The organism is Sphingobacterium cavernae (assembly GCF_008520265.1).
Lineage (GTDB): Bacteria > Bacteroidota > Bacteroidia > Sphingobacteriales > Sphingobacteriaceae > Sphingobacterium > Sphingobacterium cavernae.
On record NZ_VIQM01000025.1, the window covers coordinates 208,005 to 231,368 of the forward strand.

Below are 23,364 nucleotides of genomic sequence, written 5' to 3' on the forward strand. Positions count from 1 at the left end.
CAATAAATATTATAAAACCTTATTTTTCAATGAATTAAGAAAATACATAATTAAATGTGTCAAAGTCAGGAACTAGATCCAACGATTGCAATTGCTAACATAAATTACCGTTACATCGATGGACAATCCGTTTTTATAGAAGACCAAATTACTGATGTAAGTAAGGCTATTTCGTTTATTTTAGAAAACACCACAAAATTTAATATAAGCAATAAAATAGCATTGGTAGGTGCGAGTTCTGGCGCACATCTATCCATGATGTATGCGTATAAATATGATACATCGAAAGTTATCCGTTCTGTTGGAAATTATTTCGTACCATCACGACTTGACGCAAAGGAATGGTATGATTCTTACAATTTGGGATTATTCATTAGCGTAGAAGATTTACTTTATCCACTTTTTGGGAAACCATGGAATCAGGATTTATACAGCTCTTTCAGCCCATATGCTAGCATAAATTTAAGCAATGGAAAACCAACAATTTCATTTCATGGCGCCTTAGACCCTGTAGTTCCCAAAGACCATTCCAAAGACTTGGATGATAAACTCAAACAATTATCTATTCCTTCTGAATACCATGGATATCCAAATTCTTTCCATATTCTTTTCGATTCAGACTTGGCAGATTTGTATCCAAAACTTTTAAAGTTTATTAATAAATATTGGTAATTTAAGACACAAAAATTCAAAAATCGACAATTTAACGCTTCAAAAACCACGTAATTTTACTATTTTTATGGAATTCGTAAATCCATAATAATTTGTAAATGCTATTAACAGTATTATCAGGATTAATATTTTCACTTGTTTTAGTTTTTTTTGGAAGGCAATTTAAAGCCAAATGGAGTATTTTACTCCCCATACTTCCTACACTTTTATTTCTCTATTTTGCTTACCAAATCCCTTTGATCTCTAGTGGTAGTACATTGGTGCAACAAATAAATTGGGTACCAAGCCTAGGTGTAAATTTTGACTTTAATCTGGATGGATTATCCCTATTATTCGCCCTATTAATAACAGGAATTGGTGCTTGTATTTTCTTTTATGGGCGCGCTTATCTTAAGGGACACGCCTACTTTGATCGATTCTTTGGTTACTTGATGCTATTTATGTCCGCTATGTTGGGCGTAGTTCTTTCCGACAATATTTTATTGTTATTTGTATTTTGGGAACTCACCAGTATCAGTTCGTTTTTCTTAATAGGATTCAATAACGATAGTGCCGATTCACGAAAAAGTGCATTAACAGCGTTAGGAATTACAGGTTTTGGAGGATTTTTATTGCTGCTAGCACTTGTGCTGTTGGGAAATGTTGCCGGAACTTATACTATTTCAGAACTAATCGACCATCGCGACGTTATATTAAATCATCAATTATATCCTTTAATAATCGGATTATTGTTTGTTGGGGCTTTTACTAAATCAGCACAATTCCCATTCCATTTCTGGTTGCCAGGAGCGATGAAAGCACCAACTCCAGTATCGGCATACTTACATTCTGCAACGATGGTAAAAGCCGGTATTTTTATACTGGCAAGATTTACTCCGATTTTGGGAGACCACCCCTATTGGAATACAACCTTAATCGTAGTTGGTGGAATAACGATGCTTTATGCGGCTATTCAATCGCTATTCAGAATTGATATGAAAGCTATTTTGGCTTATTCGACGATATCAGCCTTGGGCGTATTGACCTTTTTATTGGGTTTGGGCACAAAAGAAGCGATGGTCGCAGTAGCTGTTTTTATTTTAGCACACGCACTTTACAAAGCAACTTTATTCATGGTGACGGGTATTGTTGATCACGAAACACATACACGCGATATTACCGTACTCTCGGGACTTCGGAAAGTACTTGCACCTGTGGCGTTAGCTGGAATTCTTGCAGCATTATCAAGTGCTGGATTACCCTTTATTACGTTTGGATTTATTGGCAAAGATCTAATTTACGAAGCTACTTTACATTATAGCCTACCAGAATGGGTTTGGATTTTGACAGGCTTGGCTGTAGTAACCAATATTGGTTTGGTGGCTGCCGGTTTTATGGCAGGTATAAAACCATTTGTCGGTGCTCTTCCTCAAGAGTTTGAGAAAGTCCATTTACCATACAAAGCAATGTGGATTCCACCACTGATATTGGCTATAGGTGGCGTTTTCTTCGGGATTTTACCTGCATTTGCTGGTGATTACCTTACAACTGCTGCTGCAAATGCTATTTGGGGACAAGACACAGAATCACACTTAAAAGTATGGCATGGGTTTAACACGGTTTTAATATTAAGTCTTATAACGCTTGCGATAGGTGCATTAGTATATTGGATTAACAAACCTAGTTTGTCAAGGCTACAAGCTGTTGAGAAATTAAATAGCATCTCCCCTCAACGTGTTATTACGGGCTACGCGAATGATATATTAAGATTTTCCGAATGGTATACAAATCTATTTCACAATGGGTATTTGAGATCGTATCATCTGAAAATTATTCTTTTTGCGGAAGCATTAATCGCATATAGACTTTGGTTGAGCGGACCTATCAAACTCGATATTTGGACACTAACCTATCCAGATTGGTATGAGATAGCAATTGTTATTATATTAATTGGTGCGGTGTATATTGTGGTCACTACCCCATCCCGATTGACAGCTGTAGTAGCGATGAGTGTCATCGGTTATTGTATCTGTTTGATATTTGTGATTTACAGTGCACCAGATTTAGCGATGACTCAATTTACAATCGACACATTAAGTACTGTACTTTTTGTATTGGTATTGTATAAACTTCCTCCATTCATCAATTTAACAAGTAAAGCGGTATTGGTGAGAGATGCTTTTGTAGCAGCGGGCTTCGGTATTATTTTATCGTTAGTTGCTTTGAAAGTATGGTCAGAACCTATTTCTGCAGAGATATCAGATTTCTATGGAGAAAATGCTTATTTATTAGCAAAAGGTAAAAACGTTGTTAATGTAATATTAGTAGACTTTAGAGGAGTTGACACGATGTTCGAAACTGTAGTATTGAGTATAGCAGCAATTGGAGTGTATAGTTTGATTCGTTTACGCTTAAAATCTACGGAGAAAGAATAATATGAAGAGTCCTATATTACAATCTGCAACAAAATACTTGCTCCCGATTTTACTTTTGTTTTCTGTGTTCTTATTGTTGCGTGGACACTATTATCCTGGTGGAGGATTTGTCGGTGGGCTCGTTGCGTCTATTGCTTTTGTGTTACATAGTTTCGCAAATGGTACGGAGTCAACAATGAAAATTTTAAAAAGAAAACCGCTATCATTGATCCCAATAGGATTAGGCACCTCAGCATTGAGCGTAACCATACCCTTATTATTAGGCTATCCGCCAATGACAGGATTGTGGTTTGAAGAGCCAATTCCTTTTATAGGAATGATTGGGTCGTCTATATTTTTTGATTTAGGGGTGTATTTGGTAGTTATTGGTGTGGTCTTGACGATCCTATTTACCATTTCCCTTAATAATTTAGAAGAGAAAAATTAATGGAGTTATTACTTATCATATTAATAGGTTTATTGTATTCCGCTGGAGTCTACCTCATTCTGCGAAGAAGTATGGTGAAACTCTTGTTGGGAATTATGTTTTTGGGAACAGGAGCTAATATCCTCATCTTTTTATTGGGAGGTATTACTAAAGGAAAGCCTCCTGTGATCGATGAAGCTGCTAAAATGTTTCAAGATAATTATGCAGATCCGATTCCTCAAGCCTTAATATTGACGGCGATTGTAATTAGTTTCGCTTTGACAGCATTTGCTATTGTATTACTCAAAAGAGTCTATGCTTTGGTTGATTCAGATGATTTGGACGATTTAAATACACCGGAGGAGGAAGATATATGATTGATAACCACATTTTAGGTCCGGTATTTATACATTTATTCACCGCCATCTTACAATTAATTACATGGCGAAAAACAGTTACACAGCGTTTCATCAGTGGAATAGGTTCATTTCTAGGTGTACTTGTTTCTATACGTTTGTTGTCAAAAGTTTACGATCAAGGCATCCTGACATTAAATGCTTCCAACTGGGATGCTCCATTTGGAATTGTCTTTGTCGCCGATTTATTAAGCAGTACATTGGTATTAATAACCTCAATTGCGGGATTGGCGGTATCGTTATTTTCTTCAACAGGAATCAATAGACAGCGAATGCTCTATGGCTATTTCCCTATTTTCCATTTCTTGGTAATGGGTTTGAACGGTGCGTTTTTAACAGGTGATATATTCAATTTATACGTGTGGTTTGAGGTCATTATCATATCTTCTTTCGTTTTAATGACTTTAGGAGGCCGTAAAACACAGCTTGAAGGCGCCGTAAAATATATGGCTCTTAACATATTAGCCTCCACATTTTTCTTAACAGGAATCGGTATTTTATACGGAATAACGGGATCATTGAATATGGCGGACCTGTCGCAAAAGATTAAATTGGTCGACAACCAATTCTTGATTGGTATTACGTCTACATTCTTTTTAATGGGTTTTGGTATTAAATCAGCCGTATTCCCATTATATTATTGGCTTCCTTCTTCATACCATACACCTCCTTCAGCGGTAGCTGCTACCTTTGGGGGTTTGTTAACCAAAGTCGGAATCTATGCTATGTTGCGTGTATTCAGTTTGATCTTTATACCAGATGAATTCACTCGCAATTTGTTAATGGTATTAGCCGTATTAACAATAATAACAGGAAGTTTGGGCGCTTTAATCAAGCTTAATATTAGACGTTTGTTTTCGTACCTTATCGTTTGTCATATTGGTTTTATGCTCGGAGGGATAGGTATGTTTACTAAAGTAGCATTGATGGGAACTATATTTTATTTGTTCCACGATATCTTAGTAAAAACAAACATGTTTTTGATAGCTGGATTGATTCGTCAAATGCGTGGCACAATGGATATGAAAGTGTTAGGAGGAATTTATGCGCAATACCCTAAAATCTCCTTACTTATCGCCCTTATACTATTTTCTTTGGTAGGCATTCCGCCATTATCGGGATTCTGGCCCAAAATATTTTTATTCAAAGAAGCGTTTAATTTAGAAGAGTATGCGTTTATTGCTGCATTAGTATTGGGTAGTTTTGTGACATTATTCGTCATTGCACGAATGTGGTCAGAGGTATTTTGGAAAGATATTCCGGTAGGTGCTGAAATCGAAGATAAATTCGAACCCATGCCTTTAGTCAGAAAAATATTATTGGTATTGCCTATTGGCTTGTTGGGTGCAATCACGATTTACGTAGGTTTAAATGCGGAGGTTATAGTTCAATTGGTCGATAAGATTTCGGATCAATTGATAGACACTTCAGCTTATGTTGAGGCAGTATTAGGTAAACAAAATTAGTAGTATGATTAAACAGTTTTTGATGAACTTACTGCTATCGTTCATTTGGGTAGCACTAACGGGATCCATGTATTATACCAATTTTGTTTTTGGTTTTATGCTAGGATTTGGGATTCTTTGGATCATGAATCGTACGGATGGCGATAGAAGTTACTTCTACAAAGTGCCGCGTATTATTAGTTTTGTGTTTTATTTTATTTGGGAAATGATCAAAGCAAATGTACAAGTTGCGTATGATGTAATGACACCTAAATATTTTATGAAGCCTGGAATTGTAAAATTCCCGCTGAATGCGAAAACCGATACAGAAATCAATTTACTATCTACAATGATCTCACTGACACCAGGAACGTTAATTGTGGATATTAGTGATGACAAAAGGACAATGTACATCCATGTGATGTATTTGAATAATCCAGAGAAATTTGTGAGGGATATGAAAACCGGACTTGAACGTAGATTATTGGAGGCAATACGATGACATTAGAAGCATATTTCGATTATTTTATACTGCCCGTACTGACGATTTCAGTTATTCTGGTATTCATAAGACTAATCAAAGGTCCTAAAGTAGTGGATCGTGTAATTGCGCTGGATTTGATAATTACGATTGGTATAGGAATTATTACGATTTTCACAATACGTTCTAACCAGAAAGTATTATTGGATGTTGCGATAATGTTGGCGCTTATTGCATTTTTGGGAACAGTAGCCTTTTCGTTTTACATTGAAAAAAGAGAAGATGATTGATATTATAATTGGTATTTTAAGCACAATAGGTGCTTTGTCTATATTTTTTGCGTCTTTGGGTATTCTGCGTATGCCAGATTTTTACCTGAGACTCTCTGTTACGGTAAAGGCAGCAACGATGGGCGTAGGTTTACTCCTGTTATGTGCTGCGATAATATTTCCTGACATTTCAGTAAGTACTAAAGCCATTGCCATAACTTTTTTCTTAATTATCACCTCGCCAATTGCTGCGCATATGATAGGTCGTGCAGCATACTTCACAGGTACGCCATTGTGGAAAGAGACAATTATTGATGAGTTGAATGGCATGTATGACAAGGAAACTCATGAGTTGAAAAATGAAAAACAAGTAAATATGGCTGAAATATGCGGAGATGAGCCCGATCAAATCGCCGATACCGAAGAAGAAACTAAATAGAAAAGTCAAACTTAAAGTTTGACTTTTCTATTTACTATTTATACTGCAGCTCTTAAGTTTTGAATTTTAGTTTTTAACGTAGGATAAACAAATACAGCACTCAATATAATGATCGCCCCAGCGTAAAATCCAACACTCATTTTCTCTGTACTACCAATAAAAAAGAACGCAAGTACAATCCCGTAAACAGGTTCTAAATTGGTCACTAAAGCTACCGTGAAAGCAGACAATTCTTTCATGACGGCCACACCTAATACATACGCAAGCGCTGTACAAATACTACCCAATATAAACAAGTAGAAAAAGTCTTTACTTGACAAAATCATGTGCTCATCAAATTGTCCTGTAACCAACAAAACTATTGATACGCCTATAAAAGCACCGATCATTTCATATTGTGTAATAATGCTGGGACTCGTTTTTTGCACCATTTTTCCATTTAGAATAGAAAAAATACTTGCGCACAGTGCTGCGCAAAGTCCTAATGATATGCCCAACCAATATTGAAATTCGAATTTGAAAATTAGATAAATACCAAAAATGATCACAATTCCCACGATAATATCACCAATAGACAATTTTCGACGATAAAATAATGGTTCAAGAATCGAGGTGAACAGTGTCAAAGATGATAAAGTAACCAGTGTAACGGAAACCGTCGACACTTTAATTGCTTGAAAAAACAATACCCAATGCAAGCCAACTAGTAAGCCCACCCCCATAAACTTTAAGATATCCTTAGTCGGGACTATCATCTTTTTTCGAATGATAAAATGATAACCAATCAATGTAATAGCAGCGATAAGAACGCGATACCATACCAATTGAAGTGCGGGTGTAGAAATTAAAGATCCAAGGACACCAGTAAATCCCCAGATAAGCACCGTAAAATGTAAAATAAACAAATTACGATTGCGCGTAAAAAAATTCATAGATAAATTATTTTGGAGCTTTTTTGAGCAGAATAATCGTTAACACTAAAAATATAATGCTTGGTGTCAGGACGGCTAGTAATGGTGGAAAACCGCCTTTCAAAGCAAACATTGTGGTAAACTGATTCAATACTAAAAAGGTAAAACTCAACCCAATACCAATTCCCAAACTTAAACCAATACCTCCACGTACTTTTTTGGATGACAATGCAACCCCCATTAGTGTCAATATAAATGCAGCAAATGGACTAATCCAACGTTTGTATTTTTCCAACAACATGTCCGTCATCAATCCCGTACCCCGAGTTTCTTCCTTTTCAATTCGCTCATTCAGTTCCTTCGTGGTCATCGCCGTAAAGGCATTCTCATAGATCTCAAAATCACGAGGAAGCATATCCAATGTGGTGTCTCTCTTATCGCCTTTCTCCATCTTCTCCTTCAGTCCTGTGATAATACGATTGGTATAATTTTCAATTCGCCATTTACTCAACGTAGAATCCCAAACCACACGATCTGCCATCAATTTCTCCGTCATTTCAATACCATCAAACTTCTCCAATACGAAATTATACCCCACAGCTGTTTTGGTATCAAAATTCTCAATGAACACATAGGTATTGCTGTCGATCTGCATGTGCGTAGAAGTCGTATTTGTACTTACTTTATGCGGTTTGACATAGACATTTTCAAAATTCACCTTGATACGATTGGTTGCCGGAAGAATCCAGAGATTGGAAACTAGTGTAAATCCAAAGATGATTGCAGCACCATAAAGATATGGACGCAACATCCGATTGAAACTCATTCCACCATTCAAGATTGGAACTATCTCCGTTTGATCCGCCATCTTAGAAGTGAAAAATATCACTGCAATAAAGTTGATAAGCGGCGTCAACATATTCAAGAAAAAGGGAACAGATCCTAATGCATAATAACGCAACAAAACATCTGCAAAAGATGCCTTGTTTTTGAGGAAATCATCCAATTTCTCCGAAATATCAAATATCACGATAACGACAATGAATATAGCTACCGTAAAGACAAAGGTAGTCATGTACTTCTTGAAGATATAGCGATCTATGAGATTCATTGATTCAAAGTAAATAGTAAATATTGAAAACTAAAAATATTTACAGACGTTGTCCTAATATTTTCACCATTTTCTCTTTCCAATCATAGAATGTGCCTTCCATGATTTTCGCACGTGCTTGCTTAACCAACCACAAGTAAAAATGCAAATTGTGTAAAGATGCAATTTGTGCACCTAATATTTCTTGCGAACGAATAAGATGTCTCAAATAAGCTTTTGTATATACTTGATCCATCATCAAGTCGCTTTCTGCTTCGATTGGCGAAAAATCATCTTTCCACTTTTCATTTTTGATATTAATAATACCATTTTGGGTGAAAAGCATTCCATTACGTGCATTACGTGTCGGCATCACACAATCAAACATATCAATACCTAATGCGATATTTTCTAAAATGTTGATTGGCGTACCTACCCCCATCAAATAACGCGGTTTCTCTTTAGGAAGAATATTCGTCACAACTTCGGTCATCGCATACATCTCTTCAGCAGGTTCACCCACCGAAAGACCGCCAATAGCATTACCCTCGCGCTCAAATGAAGCGATTACATCTGCTGATTTCGCACGCAAATCTTTATATACCGAACCTTGAACAATCGGAAACAATGTCTGATCGTAACCGTACAATGGATCTGTGTTATCAAAACGATCGCAACAACGCTTCAACCAACGGTGTGTCATATCCAATGAACGACGCGCGTAATTGTAATCACACGGATATGGTGTACACTCATCGAATGCCATAATAATATCCGCACCGATGACACGTTGCGTATCCATTACATTCTCTGGTGTAAATAAATGTTTTGATCCATCTACATGCGAACGAAATGTTACTCCTTCTTCACGAATTTTACGTACTTCTGTCAAGGAATAAACTTGATAACCACCAGAATCCGTTAAAATAGGCTTATCCCATCCATTAAACTTATGCAGTCCTCCAGCTTTTTGAATTACATCCAACCCTGGTCTCAAATACAAATGATATGTATTGCCCAGAATAATTTGGGCTTGAATATCGTTGACTAATTCATGTTGATGTACAGCTTTAACTGTTCCAGCCGTCCCCACAGGCATAAAAATTGGAGTTTCTATCGTTCCGTGAGCTGTCTCTAATACCCCTGCACGTGCACTGGAAAGTTTATCTTGAGCTTTAAGCGTAAATTTCATATTTGTATTAAAATCAGGTGCAAAAATACTATAAAATTCTTAGCCTACCTCATAGGTTGAATTTTATTAGTAATTCTTAACGCTTTTCTGATACTTTTAGCAAATAACGTTCTATCTTTGAATCTCCATGATGAATATTGATTTACAAAACATCGAAATTTCTTACGTTTTATACGCTATTCTAGGCATACTTTTCCTTATCCAACTGTATTATATATTATTTGTATACAGCAAGTTAGCAATATATAAAATAAAATCGCACAAAGAGAGTCCGATTAACGCACCAGTATCTGTAGTCATTTGCGCACATAATGAAGAACAAAATCTAAAACAATTCTTGCCAAGCATCCTAACGCAAGACTACCCAGATTTTGAAGTTATCGTTGTGAATGACTATTCAACAGACGAAACCAAATGGATTTTGGAAGATTTCAAACGGCTATATAGCCACCTTATTGTAGTCGACATCAAAGAACATATTCGTCTTAAAAATTCAAAGAAATTTGCTCTTACATTAGGTATTAAAGCTGCTAAACATGAAGTATTGATCATGACGGATGCAGATTGTGAACCACAAAGTAATCAATGGTTAAAAGAGATTGCTGGAGCTTATGCTGAAGGAAAAGAAATCGTTTTAGGTTATTCTCCTTATTTCAAAAAAACAGGATTTCTCAATAAATTAATTCGTTTTGAAACCGCCCACACCGCGATGAGTTATCTCTCCTACGCACTCAAACGCGACGCCTACATGGGTGTTGGACGTAATTTATCATACCTCAAATCTTTATTCTTTAAAGGAAAGGGGTTCAATGCACATATGCATATCAAATCGGGGGATGATGATTTATTTGTCAATCAAAATGCGACACGTCACAACGTGAATATTGCTATCCATCCCGATACGCATATCTATTCTAATCCAAAAGAAACTTGGAAAAGTTATTACAAACAAAAAGCGCGTCATGCAGGAGCTTCGGTTATCTACAAAAAATCGCATCAGCGTATGTTAGGCATACAATTGATTTCGGCATTTGCTTTTTATGTTATGCTAATAGTTTGTATCGCTTTATTTCCTTCACTGTGGTATATTGGTGTCAGTATCTTTTTTTTACGCTATATTTGCCAATTAATCGTCTTTTCGTCGATTTACAAAAAATTAGCAGTGCGAGATTTGCTAGTTTGGCTTCTCGTTTTAGATGTCTTTTATTATTTTTACATCTGTCTCAACGGGGTTTTTAATCGTAAAAAGAAACAAAAATCTTGGTAATAGCTTTTCTTTAGTAAGCTATTAAATATTCAAAATTAAATTAAGGAATCGTGAATCCATCAGTAGATATTATATTCAATTATTTCCCACGTCTTACGGAAAAACAAAAAGAGCAGTTTAGCAAATTGGCTGAAGTATACCCTTTTTGGAATGACCAAATCAATGTGATATCGCGTAAAGACATCGATAGTCTTTATTTAAAACACATTTTACACTCTTTGGGTATAGCTAAGTTTGTTCAAGAATTCACACCAGGAACCCGTATTCTAGATGTTGGTACGGGAGGAGGTTTCCCAGGTATTCCGTTGGCGATTATGTTTCCAGAAGTGCAGTTTCACTTGGTAGATTCTATTGGAAAGAAAATTAAGGTTGTTCGCGAAGTTGCTGCCGCAATTGGTTTGACAAACGTGGAAGCTGATCATATTCGTGCAGAACAGTTGGACGAAAAATATGATTTTGTGGTTTCGAGAGCTGTTACACGCTTGGCAGATTTCACGCCGTGGATTCGCAATAAATTCGAGAAGAAGGATAAAAACGGAATTCCAAATGGTATATTTTACCTGAAAGGTGGAGACCTAAAAGAAGAAATAAAAGAATCTAAACTAAAAGCTGAATTGCATCCCCTGTCTTCGTACTTTAAAGAAGATTTCTTCGATACAAAATATTTGGTCTACATACCGATGTAAAATAACAATAGCTTCTTTTTAAGAAGCTATTGTTATTTTACATGTTCCCATTTCGGCAATTTCATTGTTTGATGAATCTTTTCTGTTGAATCCCGATAGATACGCATACATTTTACTACATATTCTACTTTCTCATAATAAGAAGCATTTTCTAAAAAATTAGGTTCTGGAAGAAAATACATTTGAAAATAGAATAGAGAATCCCCTCTCAAATCAGTCAGTTTTACTGTTAAAGGTTTCCACAAAACTTCCGCTCTATCAATGTCGTACTCATTTTTGAATAATTTCATCAGTCTTCGAGAATTTTTTCCTTTTTTAGTGAAATGGCTATATACTTTGTTAATATTAATAGCTATGCCGCCAAGAGGATTTATTCCTACTGGATTTTTATTATCTCCCCACATATAGGCGGTGCGATATTGCTTCTTACGAGCTTCATAATTCTGATCTGGCGTAAGACCTTTGTTAATCCCTACAGTATCGATTTCTAACGTGTCTCTCTTTACAGTGTCCTGAAATGAATATTTCATAATTGAAATACCATTTGGCTTGAAACTACTCAAAAAGAGTAAGCAAAAAGTAACAGAAGTTATAACGATAGCCTTCATAAAAAACGGGTTGCATCTGTTAAAGATACACCCCGTATAAACTGACTTCTAGTTATTTAACTTTAATTAACCACCCAACTCCTTAGATATCTCAACACCGATCATATTCACCTCTTCGTCCATCCCAAAAAGAGGTAGACCTGTTTCTGGATGTAACTTCAGCCAAGTGGTATCGGTATCTTTTATTATCTGAACATATTCTTTACCGTCTTTGAAAATTGTATAGGTATCTTTTTCATCTGGAAAAACAGAATAAACGATTTCTCCAACCTCTATATCAAATGGTTCTTGCATTTCCATAACTAATATAATTTAAATAGACAAAGGTAATACTCCTGTTAAGAAAAAGAGTCAAAGGTTTGGAATAAAAAAAAACTAATCCTTATATTTAGCGCACCAGTTATGAACATTCTTGAGAAAATCGCATTGACCAAAATCAAAGGTATTGGCCCAAAATTGAGCCGTATTCTATTGGCATATAATGGATCCGTCGAAGAAATTTTCAGAAGTTCTAAAAAACAGCTTTTAGCCATGCCAACCATTGGGGAAGTCTTAGCAGAAAACATTGTTTCCAAATCTTATCTCCAAGAAGCTGAAGATGAGGACAATTTTATCCAAAAGCATGGAATCAAAATCGCTTGGATAGAAGATAAAAACTATCCAAAGCGTTTAAAAAATTGCGATGATGCTCCTATCCTACTTTATTATAAAGGTGCAGCCTCGCTAAACCCGACAAGAGCAATCAGCATAGTGGGCACACGCAACTCTACATCCTACGGCAAACGAATTTGTGAAGAGTTTATTCAACAACTCAAGCCCTATGATGTACAAGTTATCAGTGGTCTAGCCTATGGAATTGATAGTTTTGCACACCGTGAATCCTTAAAAAATCAAATTCCTAAAATTGGTATTTTAGGGCATGGACTAGACAGAATTTATCCGTCTACCCACCGAGAATTAGCTTCTCGCATGCTAGAAAATGGCGGATTATTAACAGAATTTCCGTCAGGAACAAATCCTGATAGACAAAACTTCCCCATGCGCAATCGCATTATTGCGGGATTGGCAGATGTGACAATAGTCGTAGAAGCAGCACTCAAAGGAGGAGCATTGATAACTGCTGAAATTGCCAACACGTACAATCGCGATGTATGTGCTTTTCCGGGAGGAATTGACCAAGAATATTCTGCCGGCTGCAACTATCTAATTAAAACAAATCGCGCGCACCTAATCAGAAATACAGATGATTTAGCGTATTTGATGAATTGGGAAAAAGAGGATAAAAATAAAACTGCTAAACAATTGAAGCTTATCCCTGAAAACATGACCAAGGATGAGAAGAAAGTCTACGATCACATAAAAGAAAATGGTCAAGCAAGCATCGACGACATCAGTCTATATTGCGATTGGCCACAAAGCAAGCTAGCAATAGTTTTGCTCGAAATGGAGATGAAATCACTTATCGTCTCTTTACCTGGAAAAACATATAAATTAATCTAACCTTGTATAAACATCTATGACAACAGAAACACAACAAACCAAAGGCATTTGGAAAGTTATTGGGGCTTCCTCTCTCGGAACGCTCATTGAGTGGTATGACTTTTTTATCTTTGGTAGTTTATCTATCGTAATTTCAACCAAATTTTTCCCTGCTGACAATCCTACAGCAGCCTTTCTTTCGACCTTAGCAACTTTTGCAGCAGGATTTGTAGTAAGACCATTTGGCGCATTATTTTTTGGCCGCCTAGGTGATATTATTGGAAGAAAATACACTTTTATGGTCACACTACTACTGATGGGTGGGGCTACTTTTCTTATTGGCTGTATACCAAGTTATGAAACGATCGGTTTTTGGGCACCCGTACTAGTTCTTGTACTAAGATTACTCCAAGGTCTAGCTTTGGGAGGTGAATATGGTGGTGCAGCGACTTATGTCGCTGAGCATAGTCCTAAAGGCCAACGTGGGTATTGGACTTCTTGGATTCAGACAACAGCAACATTTGGATTATTTGTATCCTTAATTGTTATTCTTATCACCCGAACTTTGATGAGCGAAGAGCAATTTGACGAATGGGGATGGCGTGTACCCTTCCTATTATCTATTGCAATGGTGTATGTTTCCTATTTAATTCGTAAAAATATGGATGAATCACCTGAATTCAAGAAAGTGAAAGCAGAAGGAAAAACTTCTAAAAATCCACTAAAAGAAAGCTTTGGTAATAAATACAACCTTAAATTCGTGTTGTTGGCTTTATTTGGCGCAGCGATGGGACAAGGTGTGGTATGGTATACAGGTCAGTTTTATTCTATGAGTTTCATGAAAACCGTCATGCATTTGCATACGGATCAAGCGGATATGATATTAGGAATTGCACTCCTTTGCGGAACGCCATTTTTTATTGTATTCGGATGGCTATCAGATAAAGTTGGTCGCAAATGGATTATGCTAACTGGGATGGCGGTAGCGCTCTTGACATATCGTCCAATCTATGAGCAAATGTATCAATTGACAAATATTGAAAATAAGATAGAACTCGTTGATCAAAAAGAAGTAAGAGAAGAGACGATAGAAAAAGATGATAAACTAGTTTCGCAAATCATTACACAGCGTGTATATAACGACGGTACAATCACGAAAGAAATCATTACCAATCAACCAGAAAGTGAAATCAAAAAAGATTTACATGGGCATCCTATTGTTCAACAAAAAACTACAGTTCATCTATCTGGAATAAACTATGTATTCTTAATTCTACTAATTTTTATTCAAATCATATACATTACGTTAGTGTATGGCCCAATTGCTGCATTCTTGGTAGAAATATTCCCAGTGAAAATTCGCTATACCTCGATGTCGCTTCCTTATCACATTGGTAATGGTGTATTTGGAGGATTATTACCTGCAATATCCACATATCTAGCTACTAACGCACAAACCATGAACGATGCTGAATATTATTTAGCGGGATTATGGTATCCAATAATTATATCAGCCGTATGTTTTATTATCGGCGCATTGTACATTAACAAGAATATTTACGCTAAAAATCAATAAAAATGGAATCTATAAAAAAGATATTAGGAATAGTTTGGATTATATTAGCCATTTTGACAGCTTATTTCTGCATTGTACAATTTGGATTCCCTAAACTGCAGACAGGTCTCCAAGAAGATCTAGTTTTTGGGATTATAATTGTGTTTGTTTTGACACCAATAGTCTCCATTGGATTGGGAGTTTTTGGATACTTTGCCCTAAAAGGCGAATTCGACGACAACAAAATGTAATTTTTCCAACTGAACATCAGCATGATAGGAAGATAAGAGCGATTTACTTTTGAAAATCTCAAATTTTTCCTACTTTTGTGGTGGGTAAGTCCTTTACGACCAGCTCCCTTTGACTCCCCCAGGATGGGAACATAGCAAGGGTATTAGGTTGAGCGGTGCGATAAAGGGAGCTTGCCCACTTTTTGTTTCTATACTTTTCTACTTCCCCAAAATCCTTCATCACTTTTAGCCTTTTAGTTTTACTTTTAGCATATCTTTTCGTTTATTTGTAGTTCGAACAAACACGATTATATGAGTTGGTTTAAAAGAAATAAAGCAGGAATTAATACTGCAACAGCAAATAAAAAAGAGGCTCCTGATGGGATGTGGGACAAATGTCCTTCGTGTAAAAAACCTCTTTTAAATCTAGAACAAATCGAGAACAAATACGTGTGTCAATATTGTGATTACCACATCCGCATTGGTTCTGCAGCATATTTCTCTATTTTATTTGACGACAATCAGTTTACAGAATTATTCCCTAATTTGACAGCTGGTGACCCTTTACAGTTTATTGATAGCAAGCCTTATCATGAGCGATTGGTAGAAAGTCAAAAGAAAACAGGTCTAAAAGATGCTTTGCGCTCGGGACATGGTAAATTGAATGGACACGAAATCGTGATTGCTTGTATGGACTTCAACTTCATCGGTGGTTCGATGGGTTCGGTAGTCGGCGAGAAAATCGCTCGATCAATAGATTATTGCTTGGAACATAAATTGCCATTTATGTTGATTTCAAAATCAGGTGGCGCGCGTATGATGGAAGCTGCATTCTCGTTGATGCAAATGGCTAAAACTTCAGCTAAATTAGCTTTGTTGAGCCAAGCTAAATTACCTTATATCTGTTTATTGACTGACCCTACTACAGGCGGTGTAACAGCTTCATATGCGATGTTAGGCGATATCAATATCGCTGAACCAGGTGCTTTAATTGGTTTTGCAGGACCTCGTGTCATCAAAGAAACGATTAAGAAAGATCTTCCGAAAGGTTTCCAAACTTCGGAATTCGTATTAGAACATGGTTTCCTAGATTTTATCGTAGATAGAAGACAACTGAAAGAAAAAGTTTCCACTTTCTTGAAGTTGGTAAAATAACAACTTACAACAAAGGTCATTCGAATTGAATGACCTTTTGTCTTTTATAATAAATCTAACTCTTTCAATATTCGTTCGGGATTATTCAGAAAAAACTTAGTAAGACGGAATTGGTCAGTATCTTCATAAGCTACTTTTTGGATTCCTTTTTCATCCAATTGCCAAATTTCAGCTCCGGGATATGCCAACAAGATTGGCGAGTGTGTTGCAATGATAAACTGAGATTTTTGTGATAACAACTCCTTAAACCGTACCATCATATTCATTTGCCGAGATAAGGAAAGTGCCGATTCAGGTTCATCTAAAATATATAATCCATCACCCCAGAATCTATTGTGCAATAATGCCATAAAACTTTCCCCATGAGAACAATGGTGCAGAGAATGTCCATATGCTCTTTCTAAATAACCGCCACTATCACCATATAGTCTACTCACCTCACTCGCTACGTTATAAAAACTTTCTGCGCGCAGAAAATAACCATCCTTATTTCGCCACGCTGTACGTGTAATCTTTAAATCTTCAAATAATGCGGAATGGGAATTCATCGTTTCGAAATTAAAATTTCGACTTCCTCCTTCAGGATTAAATCCTGCTTGAATAGCTATGGCTTCTACTAATGTAGATTTGCCCATACCATTCTCGCCCACTATGAAAGTAATAGGGTTCGTAAATTCTAATTCAGTAAGGTTGCGAAGAGCCTTAATATTATAAGGATAAGCCTTTCGTTCCCTTTTCGGTTTTAGGTTTCTTATTTTGGATATATAAATCATTATTTAAAAACGATATGATTTAAATATAGCTACAAAATATTATTCCACTATATGTATCTCCAAAAACTCCAAAGTTTTCTTTGTTTTAAATAGTTAATTTTATTCTGATTCGCATAAGCTTCACGCTCAAAAGAAATATTACGATAAGCTTTATCAAAGTTTCTGTGTTGGAAATAACGAACAATAAATTCTGCTAAATACCAGAAATAAAAAGGAATAACTGCCAATTCCAAGGCTTGAATCAAGTGAATTCGCTCGTGGTTAAGCAAAACATTATCAACTTTCAACCCTGCTCTTCTTAAAAAAATAAAAGGAAAAATCGTAATCGCTTCAGCCTTACCAAATGAAAAGACTTTAGTCCAAAACTTACTTACAAATACTTTACCTTTCATGAACTCAATTATAGATGAAAATGTACAACAATTATTCCTAACTTTATTATTTGCTACATAGGTTGTATATTTGTTATCTTTAAGTAAAACACGTGCGGGTATGCCTTACAAAGAACGAGAAATAAATAAATTGTACTATACAATGGGAGAAGTGACTGAAATGTTCGGTGTGAACGCTTCTCAAGTTCGTTTTTATGAACGTGAATTTGATATTCTTCAACCTAAGAAGAATAAAAAAGGTAATCGTCTTTTCACGCAAGAGGATATTGCAAACTTGAAAATCATCTTTAATCTGGTGAAAGACAAAGGCTATACATTACAAGGTGCTCGTGAATATTTGAAAACAAATAAATCCGAAGCAAAAGAGAACCAACGTGTAGTAGATTCTCTTGAGCGTCTGAAATCTTTTTTGATTGAAGTACGCGATAGTTTGTAGGCTATCTATTTGCTAATTCAATCACCTCCAAATTTTCGATTTTTCCAGCATTTAGCTCAAAACGCATTAATGTTCTGACTTTGTGCCAACCGTGCTTTCCAGCAGCGCCAGGGTTAAGGTGTAATAATTGCAATTTTTGGTCGTACTGTACTTTCAAAATATGTGAATGTCCACAGATAAAAAGTTTCGGTGGATTTTTGATAATCTCAGCTTTTATTAATGAAGAATATCGCCCTGGATAGCCTCCTATATGTGTCATCCACACATCTACCCCTTCACATTCGAACCGTAAATGTTCGTGACAGTGAAACTGAATAGTTTTATCATCAATATTGCCATACACACCTCGAAAAGGTTTGAACGCTTCTAATTTCTCGACTATATCGTACGAACCAAAATCTCCTGCATGCCAGACTTCATCACAATCCTTGAAATGGGTAAAAACCGCATCATCCAAATAGCTGTGTGTATCGGAAATCAATCCTATTTTTTTCATAGTGTTAAAAAGCTAAAAAGAATGGTTTTAATATTGTTCGGTATGCTTCCGAATAAACACCCTTTTCTTGGTAAATCACAAACTCTTCCTTCTTAAATGCTTCTGTTGTTTGTCTACTAAGTGAGATTATATTTCTAATAACTTCCGAATCCGAAAAGGATTTTATAGCAACCAATTTGATCAAATGCAATCCCTGACGCTTACCTTCATTAATGACGTATTCGGCTAATTCATTTGGTAGAATCAGATCCAACTGACCATTGTCCGATAAATTTGCGTTAGCAAAATCTATAAGATTTTTAAAAAAATCAAAATCTGCGTGTCGAGCTATTTTTTTTCGTGCATCCGGATTATGCAATGAATTGGTATAAAAAGGAGGATTACTTACAATTAAATCATATTTATTAGCCTTTTGCAAATCTTCGAAAGATCCTAAATTTCCTTGAATACGCGAAGCAAAAGGGGAATGTTTAAAATTGTTCAACGAAGTCTGGTATGCTTCTATATCAATTTCGACAGCGTCGATATTTGCATCCTGAAAACGCTGAGCTAACATTAGCGCAATTACACCCGTTCCAGTTCCTATATCCAATATGCGATAAGGGTTATTTACTTGCACATACGCACCCAGCAATACACCATCCGTATTGATTTTCATCGCACATCCTTCCTGATTTATTTCAAACTCTTTAAACCTAAATACTGATCCCATGTCTAACAAAGGTAGCCAATTTACAATTTAAGAACTTGAATTTAATGCATACTTTAGTATAAAATAACCAATATGAAATTACAAATCATCCTTGCATACATACTTTTTTCAATTACATCCATTCCAGTAATTTATGGTCAAAATGCCTGTGAAAATATTATAACCATAACGGTAGAAAAATTACCTCAACTCTTGAAAAAGAATGACTATCAGGAAATCGACAACAAGCTCAACACAATCGAAGCGACCTGTGGCCTTTCGGAGTTCACCCTACGAACGCGTATTATTTACCAAATCATAAACAGAGAAAACTCAAAAGAAAATCGTCAAAAATATCTTCGTAATAGATTTGATCGGATACTTATAATTCGTTGGGACGACTCCTATCTTTCAGACCATCAAGAAATTTTTCTTGCGCACAAGAAAAATTATGAATATATCCCAATGAGACATCCCGTAGATTCACTCTTAAAAATCAAAGCCTCATCCATTTTAAATTCTCCAGGCTATAATGATATTGATATCGAAGAAAAAGCTTTATTGTATTTATTCAAAGATGATATTGAGATGTATACTAGTATAACTGAAGCACAATACATCGAGAAGAAAAAAGTAGAAATGCGTTCTAAAGAGGCTGAGAACAAATATAAATCTACATTTGGTTTGCATACAGGGGTATTTATGCCTCTTGGTGAAAATGACTTTTTTGGAAAATCTGTTACAGGGGGTGTTTCTTATATGGGTCCATTTTCTAATAACTTTATTCTTGACCTACACTATAAATTTAGAGTTCACCCCAAGTCTCGTGTATTTGATTTTAGATATAAAGACAACATAAGGGAAGTAGACGCTATTACCAGTCATGTCATATCCATAGGAGCGGGATATAAATTATTGGATAAGAATAAATTTATTATTTTACCAAAAGTAAATCTTGGGCTGGGTTTTATATGGACAGGATTATCCGAAAAAGAATATGGAGAAGACGATGAAGGCAATGAAACTGAAACTCTAAGACTACGTAATGTAAATACCCTGCACTCTACTATCGGAATTACTTTTATGAGGCATGTATACGATAATCTTTATTTTGGATTTGAAAGCAATTTACACTTAATTCCTTACCAATGGGATAGCCGCTTGCAATCACCTATCCCATCCAAATATGCTTCGCTAGAGTTTTTTGTACGTTTCTAGCTTTTTAATACACGCTGAATTTCGTCTAATTTCATCAATGCTTCGACTGGTGTCAATGTATTCACATCCAGATTATTCAACATGTCGCGAATTTTTTCCAAAACTGGGTCATCAATTGCAAACATTTGCAATTGATGCGCTTGTTTTTGAATTTTGCGCATATTGTCTTTGATTTTCTCACCGCCTGTACGCTCTTGTTCTAGACGCTTCAATATTTCCGAAGCACGACCTATTAATTTAGGTGGCATACCTGCCAATTTAGCCACATGAATACCAAAGCTATGCTCTGAACCTCCAGGCATTAACTTGCGTAAGAAGATCACTTTGTTGTTCAACTCTTTTACAGTGACATTGAAATTTTTGATGCGTGGCATCGAATTATTCAGCTCATTCAATTCATGATAGTGCGTAGCAAATAAGGTCTTCGCTCGTGCAGAAGGATGATTGTGCAAAAATTCGGCTATAGCCCAAGCAATGGAAATACCATCATATGTGCTCGTACCACGGCCAATTTCATCCAAAAGTATCAAAGAACGATCAGATAAATTGTTCATAATACTTGCCGTCTCATTCATCTCCACCATAAATGTAGATTCACCAGAAGACAGATTATCCGAAGCACCAACACGCGTAAATATCTTATCCACCAAGCCAATAGAAGCTTCCTTTGCAGGTACAAAAGATCCAATTTGCGCCATCAAGACAATCAAACCAGTTTGACGAAGTAAAGCTGACTTACCCGCCATATTTGGACCTGTGATTATTATGATTTGCTGTGTATCAGGATCCAAATACGTATCATTCGTGATGTAATCCTCACCTATTGGTAAGTTTCGCTCAATCACAGGATGACGACCACCTTTAATATCCAAAATTTTAGAATCTGAAATTTCGGGCTTGACATAATAATTTTTCTGCGCGATAGTGGCAAAATTCAAGAGCACATCTAATTTTGCAATTAACTGTGCATCGAGCTGAATAGGCTTTATGTATTCCGATATGGATATTAATAATTCGCCATAAATTCTATTTTCAATGACTTGAATTTTTTCTTCAGCACCTAAAATTTGATCTTCATATTCCTTTAGTTCTTCAGTAATATAACGCTCTGCATTAACTAGCGTTTGCTTACGAATCCAGCCTTCAGGAACTTTATCTTTGTGCGTATTGGTCACTTCAAGGTAATAGCCAAACACATTATTGAATGCTATTTTTAAGGAAGGAATACCTGTTGCTTCAGCTTCACGCTTTTGGATTTCTAACAAATATCCTTTTCCACCAAAGGCAACTTTTCTCAACTTATCCAAATCTGCATCTACGCCATCTGCAATTACATTTCCCTTATTCAATAATACGGGTGGTTCTGCATGAATCGTATGTTCAATTTTTTCACGGATAATCGTACAAGTATTTAACTGCTCTGAAATCATACGTAATGATTCTGATTCAGCTACATTTGTTAACAGTTTAAGTTTTTCAATAGCATATAACGAGCGCTTCAACTGCGTAATTTCACGAGGATTGGCTTTCAACAAACCAATTTTTGAAATTAATCGCTCTAAATCACCTACTTGTTTGATTTCTCGAATCAAATCTTCGCGCAGTTCTGTATTTTTATAAAAATACTCCACCACATTTAATCGCTCTTGAATAGACTTGCGGTCTTTCAGTGGCATGACAATCCATCGTTTCAGCAAGCGCGCTCCCATCGGCGATGATGTATCATCCAACACATCCGACAAAGTAATCGCATTCTCATTGGCTGAGCCAATCAATTCTAAATTTCGAATCGTAAATCGATCCAGCCACATATAGCGATCTTCCTCAATTCTTGAAATACGGGAAATATGTTGCAGATTTCGGTGTTCTGTTTCATTCAAATAATGCAATGCAACACCTGCCGCCACTATACCAACTAGCATTCGATCAATACCAAAACCTTTGAAGGAATTAACTTCAAAGTGTTTTAATAAAGTTTCGGTAGCATAATCACCTGAATATGGCCATTCGTCTAAATAATAGGTATAATAAGAAGAGCCGAATTGCTCTAAGAATTCTTTTGATTGCTTTCTTGACATAATCACTTCGGTAGGTTTAAAACCTTGAAGTAATTTATCCACATAATTCACTGACCCTTGCGCAACTAAAAATTCGCCAGTTGAGATATCTAAAAATGAAACGCCGACAATAGTCTTATCAAAATAAATAGATGCTAAATAATTGTTGGATTTTTGCTGAACGATATTATCACTGTACGAAACACCTGGTGTAACCAATTCGGTGACTCCACGTTTCACAATAGTTTTAGTTTGCTTGGGATCTTCCAATTGATCACAGATTGCTACGCGACAACCTGCACGCACCAATTTTGGCAAATAAGTCTCCAACGAGTGATGTGGAAAACCAGCAAGTGCAGTTTCAGACTCGGTACCATTTCCCCTTTTGGTTTGGACAATACCCAAAATTCCGGCAGCTTTGATCGCATCTTCACCAAAAGTTTCGTAAAAATCGCCTACACGAAATAACAATAATGCACCTGGATATTTAGCTTTGATGCTATTATATTGCTGCATTAGAGGAGTTTCTTTCTTTGCCTTTGCCAATGGAAAATAAATTTTAGTTGAAGCGTAAAATTAAGATAAA

General features: G+C 36.1%; 26 protein-coding genes and 1 other RNA gene. 17 read left to right on the forward strand and 10 right to left on the reverse strand.

The features are described from left to right. Nucleotides 1-54: 54 nt before the first annotated feature. The 8 genes from FLS47_RS04760 (at nucleotide 55) to mnhG (ending at nucleotide 6,542) form a co-directional block, all read left to right on the forward strand. The gene (locus FLS47_RS04760; RefSeq protein ID WP_149913243.1) at nucleotides 55-672 is read left to right on the forward strand and encodes an alpha/beta hydrolase; all 618 of its coding nucleotides are present in this window, start codon (nucleotides 55-57) and stop codon (nucleotides 670-672) included. Nucleotides 673-770: 98 nt separating this feature from the next. Beyond that, on the forward strand, nucleotides 771-3,086 hold the full coding sequence (locus FLS47_RS04765) for a putative monovalent cation/H+ antiporter subunit A (protein WP_149913244.1): 2,316 nt from the start codon (nucleotides 771-773) through the stop codon (nucleotides 3,084-3,086). A 1-nt stretch (nucleotide 3,087) separates the two neighbouring features. After that, the gene (locus tag FLS47_RS04770; RefSeq protein WP_149913245.1) at nucleotides 3,088-3,513 is read left to right on the forward strand and encodes a Na+/H+ antiporter subunit B; all 426 of its coding nucleotides are present in this window, start codon (nucleotides 3,088-3,090) and stop codon (nucleotides 3,511-3,513) included. Then, a complete protein-coding gene (locus FLS47_RS04775; protein ID WP_149913246.1) occupies nucleotides 3,513-3,869 on the forward strand; it encodes a Na+/H+ antiporter subunit C in 357 nt (118 codons plus the stop codon). The genes FLS47_RS04770 and FLS47_RS04775 overlap by 1 nt, the downstream gene beginning before the upstream one ends. Continuing rightward, on the forward strand, nucleotides 3,866-5,374 hold the full coding sequence (locus tag FLS47_RS04780) for a proton-conducting transporter transmembrane domain-containing protein (RefSeq protein WP_149913247.1): 1,509 nt from the start codon (nucleotides 3,866-3,868) through the stop codon (nucleotides 5,372-5,374). Before FLS47_RS04775 ends, FLS47_RS04780 begins: the two co-directional genes overlap by 4 nt. Before the next feature lie 4 nt (nucleotides 5,375-5,378). Beyond that, complete coding sequence (locus tag FLS47_RS04785; protein ID WP_149913248.1) at nucleotides 5,379-5,855, forward strand: Na+/H+ antiporter subunit E; 477 nt, start codon at nucleotides 5,379-5,381, stop codon at nucleotides 5,853-5,855. Next, nucleotides 5,852-6,124 (forward strand): monovalent cation/H+ antiporter complex subunit F, encoded by a 273-nt coding sequence (locus tag FLS47_RS04790; protein ID WP_149913249.1) that lies wholly within the window; start codon nucleotides 5,852-5,854, stop codon nucleotides 6,122-6,124. Before FLS47_RS04785 ends, FLS47_RS04790 begins: the two co-directional genes overlap by 4 nt. Beyond that, nucleotides 6,117-6,542 carry a monovalent cation/H(+) antiporter subunit G gene (mnhG, locus tag FLS47_RS04795; RefSeq protein ID WP_149913250.1) on the forward strand — a complete coding sequence of 142 codons (426 nt, stop codon included), beginning with the start codon at nucleotides 6,117-6,119 and terminating at the stop codon, nucleotides 6,540-6,542. The genes FLS47_RS04790 and mnhG overlap by 8 nt, the downstream gene beginning before the upstream one ends. A gap of 38 nt (nucleotides 6,543-6,580) precedes the next feature. On the opposite strand, the gene FLS47_RS04800 is transcribed toward mnhG, so the two are convergent. Genes FLS47_RS04800 through tgt form a run of 3 tightly spaced genes read right to left on the reverse strand, consistent with a single transcriptional unit; the run spans nucleotide 6,581 to nucleotide 9,735 of the window. Then, entirely contained in the window at nucleotides 6,581-7,474 is an 894-nt protein-coding gene (locus FLS47_RS04800) for a DMT family transporter (protein WP_149913251.1), read from the reverse strand. 7 nt (nucleotides 7,475-7,481) lie between these two features. After that, nucleotides 7,482-8,564, reverse strand: coding sequence for an LptF/LptG family permease (locus FLS47_RS04805; protein ID WP_149913252.1), 1,083 nt, complete (start codon nucleotides 8,562-8,564; stop codon nucleotides 7,482-7,484). A 40-nt stretch (nucleotides 8,565-8,604) separates the two neighbouring features. Then, nucleotides 8,605-9,735 (reverse strand): tRNA guanosine(34) transglycosylase Tgt, encoded by a 1,131-nt coding sequence (tgt, locus tag FLS47_RS04810; RefSeq protein WP_149913253.1) that lies wholly within the window; start codon nucleotides 9,733-9,735, stop codon nucleotides 8,605-8,607. Nucleotides 9,736-9,862: 127 nt separating this feature from the next. Between tgt and FLS47_RS04815 the strand changes: the two genes are divergently transcribed. After that, the gene (locus FLS47_RS04815) at nucleotides 9,863-11,002 is read left to right on the forward strand and encodes a glycosyltransferase (RefSeq protein WP_223225129.1); all 1,140 of its coding nucleotides are present in this window, start codon (nucleotides 9,863-9,865) and stop codon (nucleotides 11,000-11,002) included. A gap of 50 nt (nucleotides 11,003-11,052) precedes the next feature. After that, complete coding sequence (rsmG, locus tag FLS47_RS04820) at nucleotides 11,053-11,688, forward strand: 16S rRNA (guanine(527)-N(7))-methyltransferase RsmG (RefSeq protein ID WP_149913254.1); 636 nt, start codon at nucleotides 11,053-11,055, stop codon at nucleotides 11,686-11,688. Between the two features lie 32 nt (nucleotides 11,689-11,720). Here rsmG and FLS47_RS04825 read toward each other — a convergent pair whose 3' ends face one another. Next, nucleotides 11,721-12,218 (reverse strand): hypothetical protein, encoded by a 498-nt coding sequence (locus FLS47_RS04825; RefSeq protein ID WP_149913255.1) that lies wholly within the window; start codon nucleotides 12,216-12,218, stop codon nucleotides 11,721-11,723. A 144-nt stretch (nucleotides 12,219-12,362) separates the two neighbouring features. Next, the gene (locus FLS47_RS04830; protein WP_149913256.1) at nucleotides 12,363-12,596 is read right to left on the reverse strand and encodes a hypothetical protein; all 234 of its coding nucleotides are present in this window, start codon (nucleotides 12,594-12,596) and stop codon (nucleotides 12,363-12,365) included. A gap of 102 nt (nucleotides 12,597-12,698) precedes the next feature. On the opposite strand from FLS47_RS04830, the gene dprA reads away from it, so the two are divergent. The 5 genes from dprA to accD all read left to right on the forward strand — a co-directional run bounded on the left by dprA (nucleotide 12,699) and on the right by accD (nucleotide 16,715). Beyond that, the gene (gene dprA, locus FLS47_RS04835; protein WP_149913257.1) at nucleotides 12,699-13,796 is read left to right on the forward strand and encodes a DNA-processing protein DprA; all 1,098 of its coding nucleotides are present in this window, start codon (nucleotides 12,699-12,701) and stop codon (nucleotides 13,794-13,796) included. 16 nt (nucleotides 13,797-13,812) lie between these two features. Further along, nucleotides 13,813-15,351 carry an MFS transporter gene (locus FLS47_RS04840; protein WP_149913258.1) on the forward strand — a complete coding sequence of 513 codons (1,539 nt, stop codon included), beginning with the start codon at nucleotides 13,813-13,815 and terminating at the stop codon, nucleotides 15,349-15,351. Nucleotides 15,352-15,353: 2 nt separating this feature from the next. Next, nucleotides 15,354-15,581, forward strand: coding sequence for a DUF6814 family protein (locus FLS47_RS04845; RefSeq protein ID WP_149913259.1), 228 nt, complete (start codon nucleotides 15,354-15,356; stop codon nucleotides 15,579-15,581). Between the two features lie 82 nt (nucleotides 15,582-15,663). Next, nucleotides 15,664-15,761, forward strand: an RNA gene (ffs, locus tag FLS47_RS04850) — signal recognition particle sRNA small type. Between the two features lie 111 nt (nucleotides 15,762-15,872). Further along, complete coding sequence (gene accD / locus FLS47_RS04855) at nucleotides 15,873-16,715, forward strand: acetyl-CoA carboxylase, carboxyltransferase subunit beta (protein ID WP_149913260.1); 843 nt, start codon at nucleotides 15,873-15,875, stop codon at nucleotides 16,713-16,715. Between the two features lie 44 nt (nucleotides 16,716-16,759). On the opposite strand, the gene FLS47_RS04860 is transcribed toward accD, so the two are convergent. Both FLS47_RS04860 and FLS47_RS04865 read right to left on the reverse strand, forming a co-directional pair. Further along, a complete protein-coding gene (locus FLS47_RS04860) occupies nucleotides 16,760-17,488 on the reverse strand; it encodes an AAA family ATPase (RefSeq protein ID WP_149913261.1) in 729 nt (242 codons plus the stop codon). A gap of 47 nt (nucleotides 17,489-17,535) precedes the next feature. Beyond that, nucleotides 17,536-17,880 carry a hypothetical protein gene (locus FLS47_RS04865; RefSeq protein WP_223225130.1) on the reverse strand — a complete coding sequence of 115 codons (345 nt, stop codon included), beginning with the start codon at nucleotides 17,878-17,880 and terminating at the stop codon, nucleotides 17,536-17,538. Between the two features lie 100 nt (nucleotides 17,881-17,980). Here FLS47_RS04865 and FLS47_RS04870 point away from each other — a divergent pair, with 100 nt between their 5' ends. After that, complete coding sequence (locus FLS47_RS04870; RefSeq protein WP_149913262.1) at nucleotides 17,981-18,316, forward strand: MerR family transcriptional regulator; 336 nt, start codon at nucleotides 17,981-17,983, stop codon at nucleotides 18,314-18,316. Nucleotide 18,317: 1 nt separating this feature from the next. Here FLS47_RS04870 and FLS47_RS04875 read toward each other — a convergent pair whose 3' ends face one another. Together FLS47_RS04875 and FLS47_RS04880 are read right to left on the reverse strand one after the other, a co-directional pair. Beyond that, nucleotides 18,318-18,812 carry a metallophosphoesterase family protein gene (locus FLS47_RS04875; RefSeq protein ID WP_149913263.1) on the reverse strand — a complete coding sequence of 165 codons (495 nt, stop codon included), beginning with the start codon at nucleotides 18,810-18,812 and terminating at the stop codon, nucleotides 18,318-18,320. Between the two features lie 4 nt (nucleotides 18,813-18,816). Continuing rightward, the gene (locus tag FLS47_RS04880; protein ID WP_149913264.1) at nucleotides 18,817-19,524 is read right to left on the reverse strand and encodes a tRNA1(Val) (adenine(37)-N6)-methyltransferase; all 708 of its coding nucleotides are present in this window, start codon (nucleotides 19,522-19,524) and stop codon (nucleotides 18,817-18,819) included. A 72-nt stretch (nucleotides 19,525-19,596) separates the two neighbouring features. Between FLS47_RS04880 and FLS47_RS04885 the strand changes: the two genes are divergently transcribed. After that, nucleotides 19,597-20,721 (forward strand): hypothetical protein, encoded by a 1,125-nt coding sequence (locus tag FLS47_RS04885; protein WP_149913265.1) that lies wholly within the window; start codon nucleotides 19,597-19,599, stop codon nucleotides 20,719-20,721. Here FLS47_RS04885 and mutS read toward each other — a convergent pair. Continuing rightward, nucleotides 20,718-23,324, reverse strand: a complete 2,607-nt coding sequence (gene mutS, locus FLS47_RS04890; RefSeq protein ID WP_149913266.1) for a DNA mismatch repair protein MutS — start codon at nucleotides 23,322-23,324, stop codon at nucleotides 20,718-20,720. The two genes, FLS47_RS04885 and mutS, sit on opposite strands and share 4 nt — an antisense overlap. Nucleotides 23,325-23,364 lie beyond the last annotated feature (40 nt).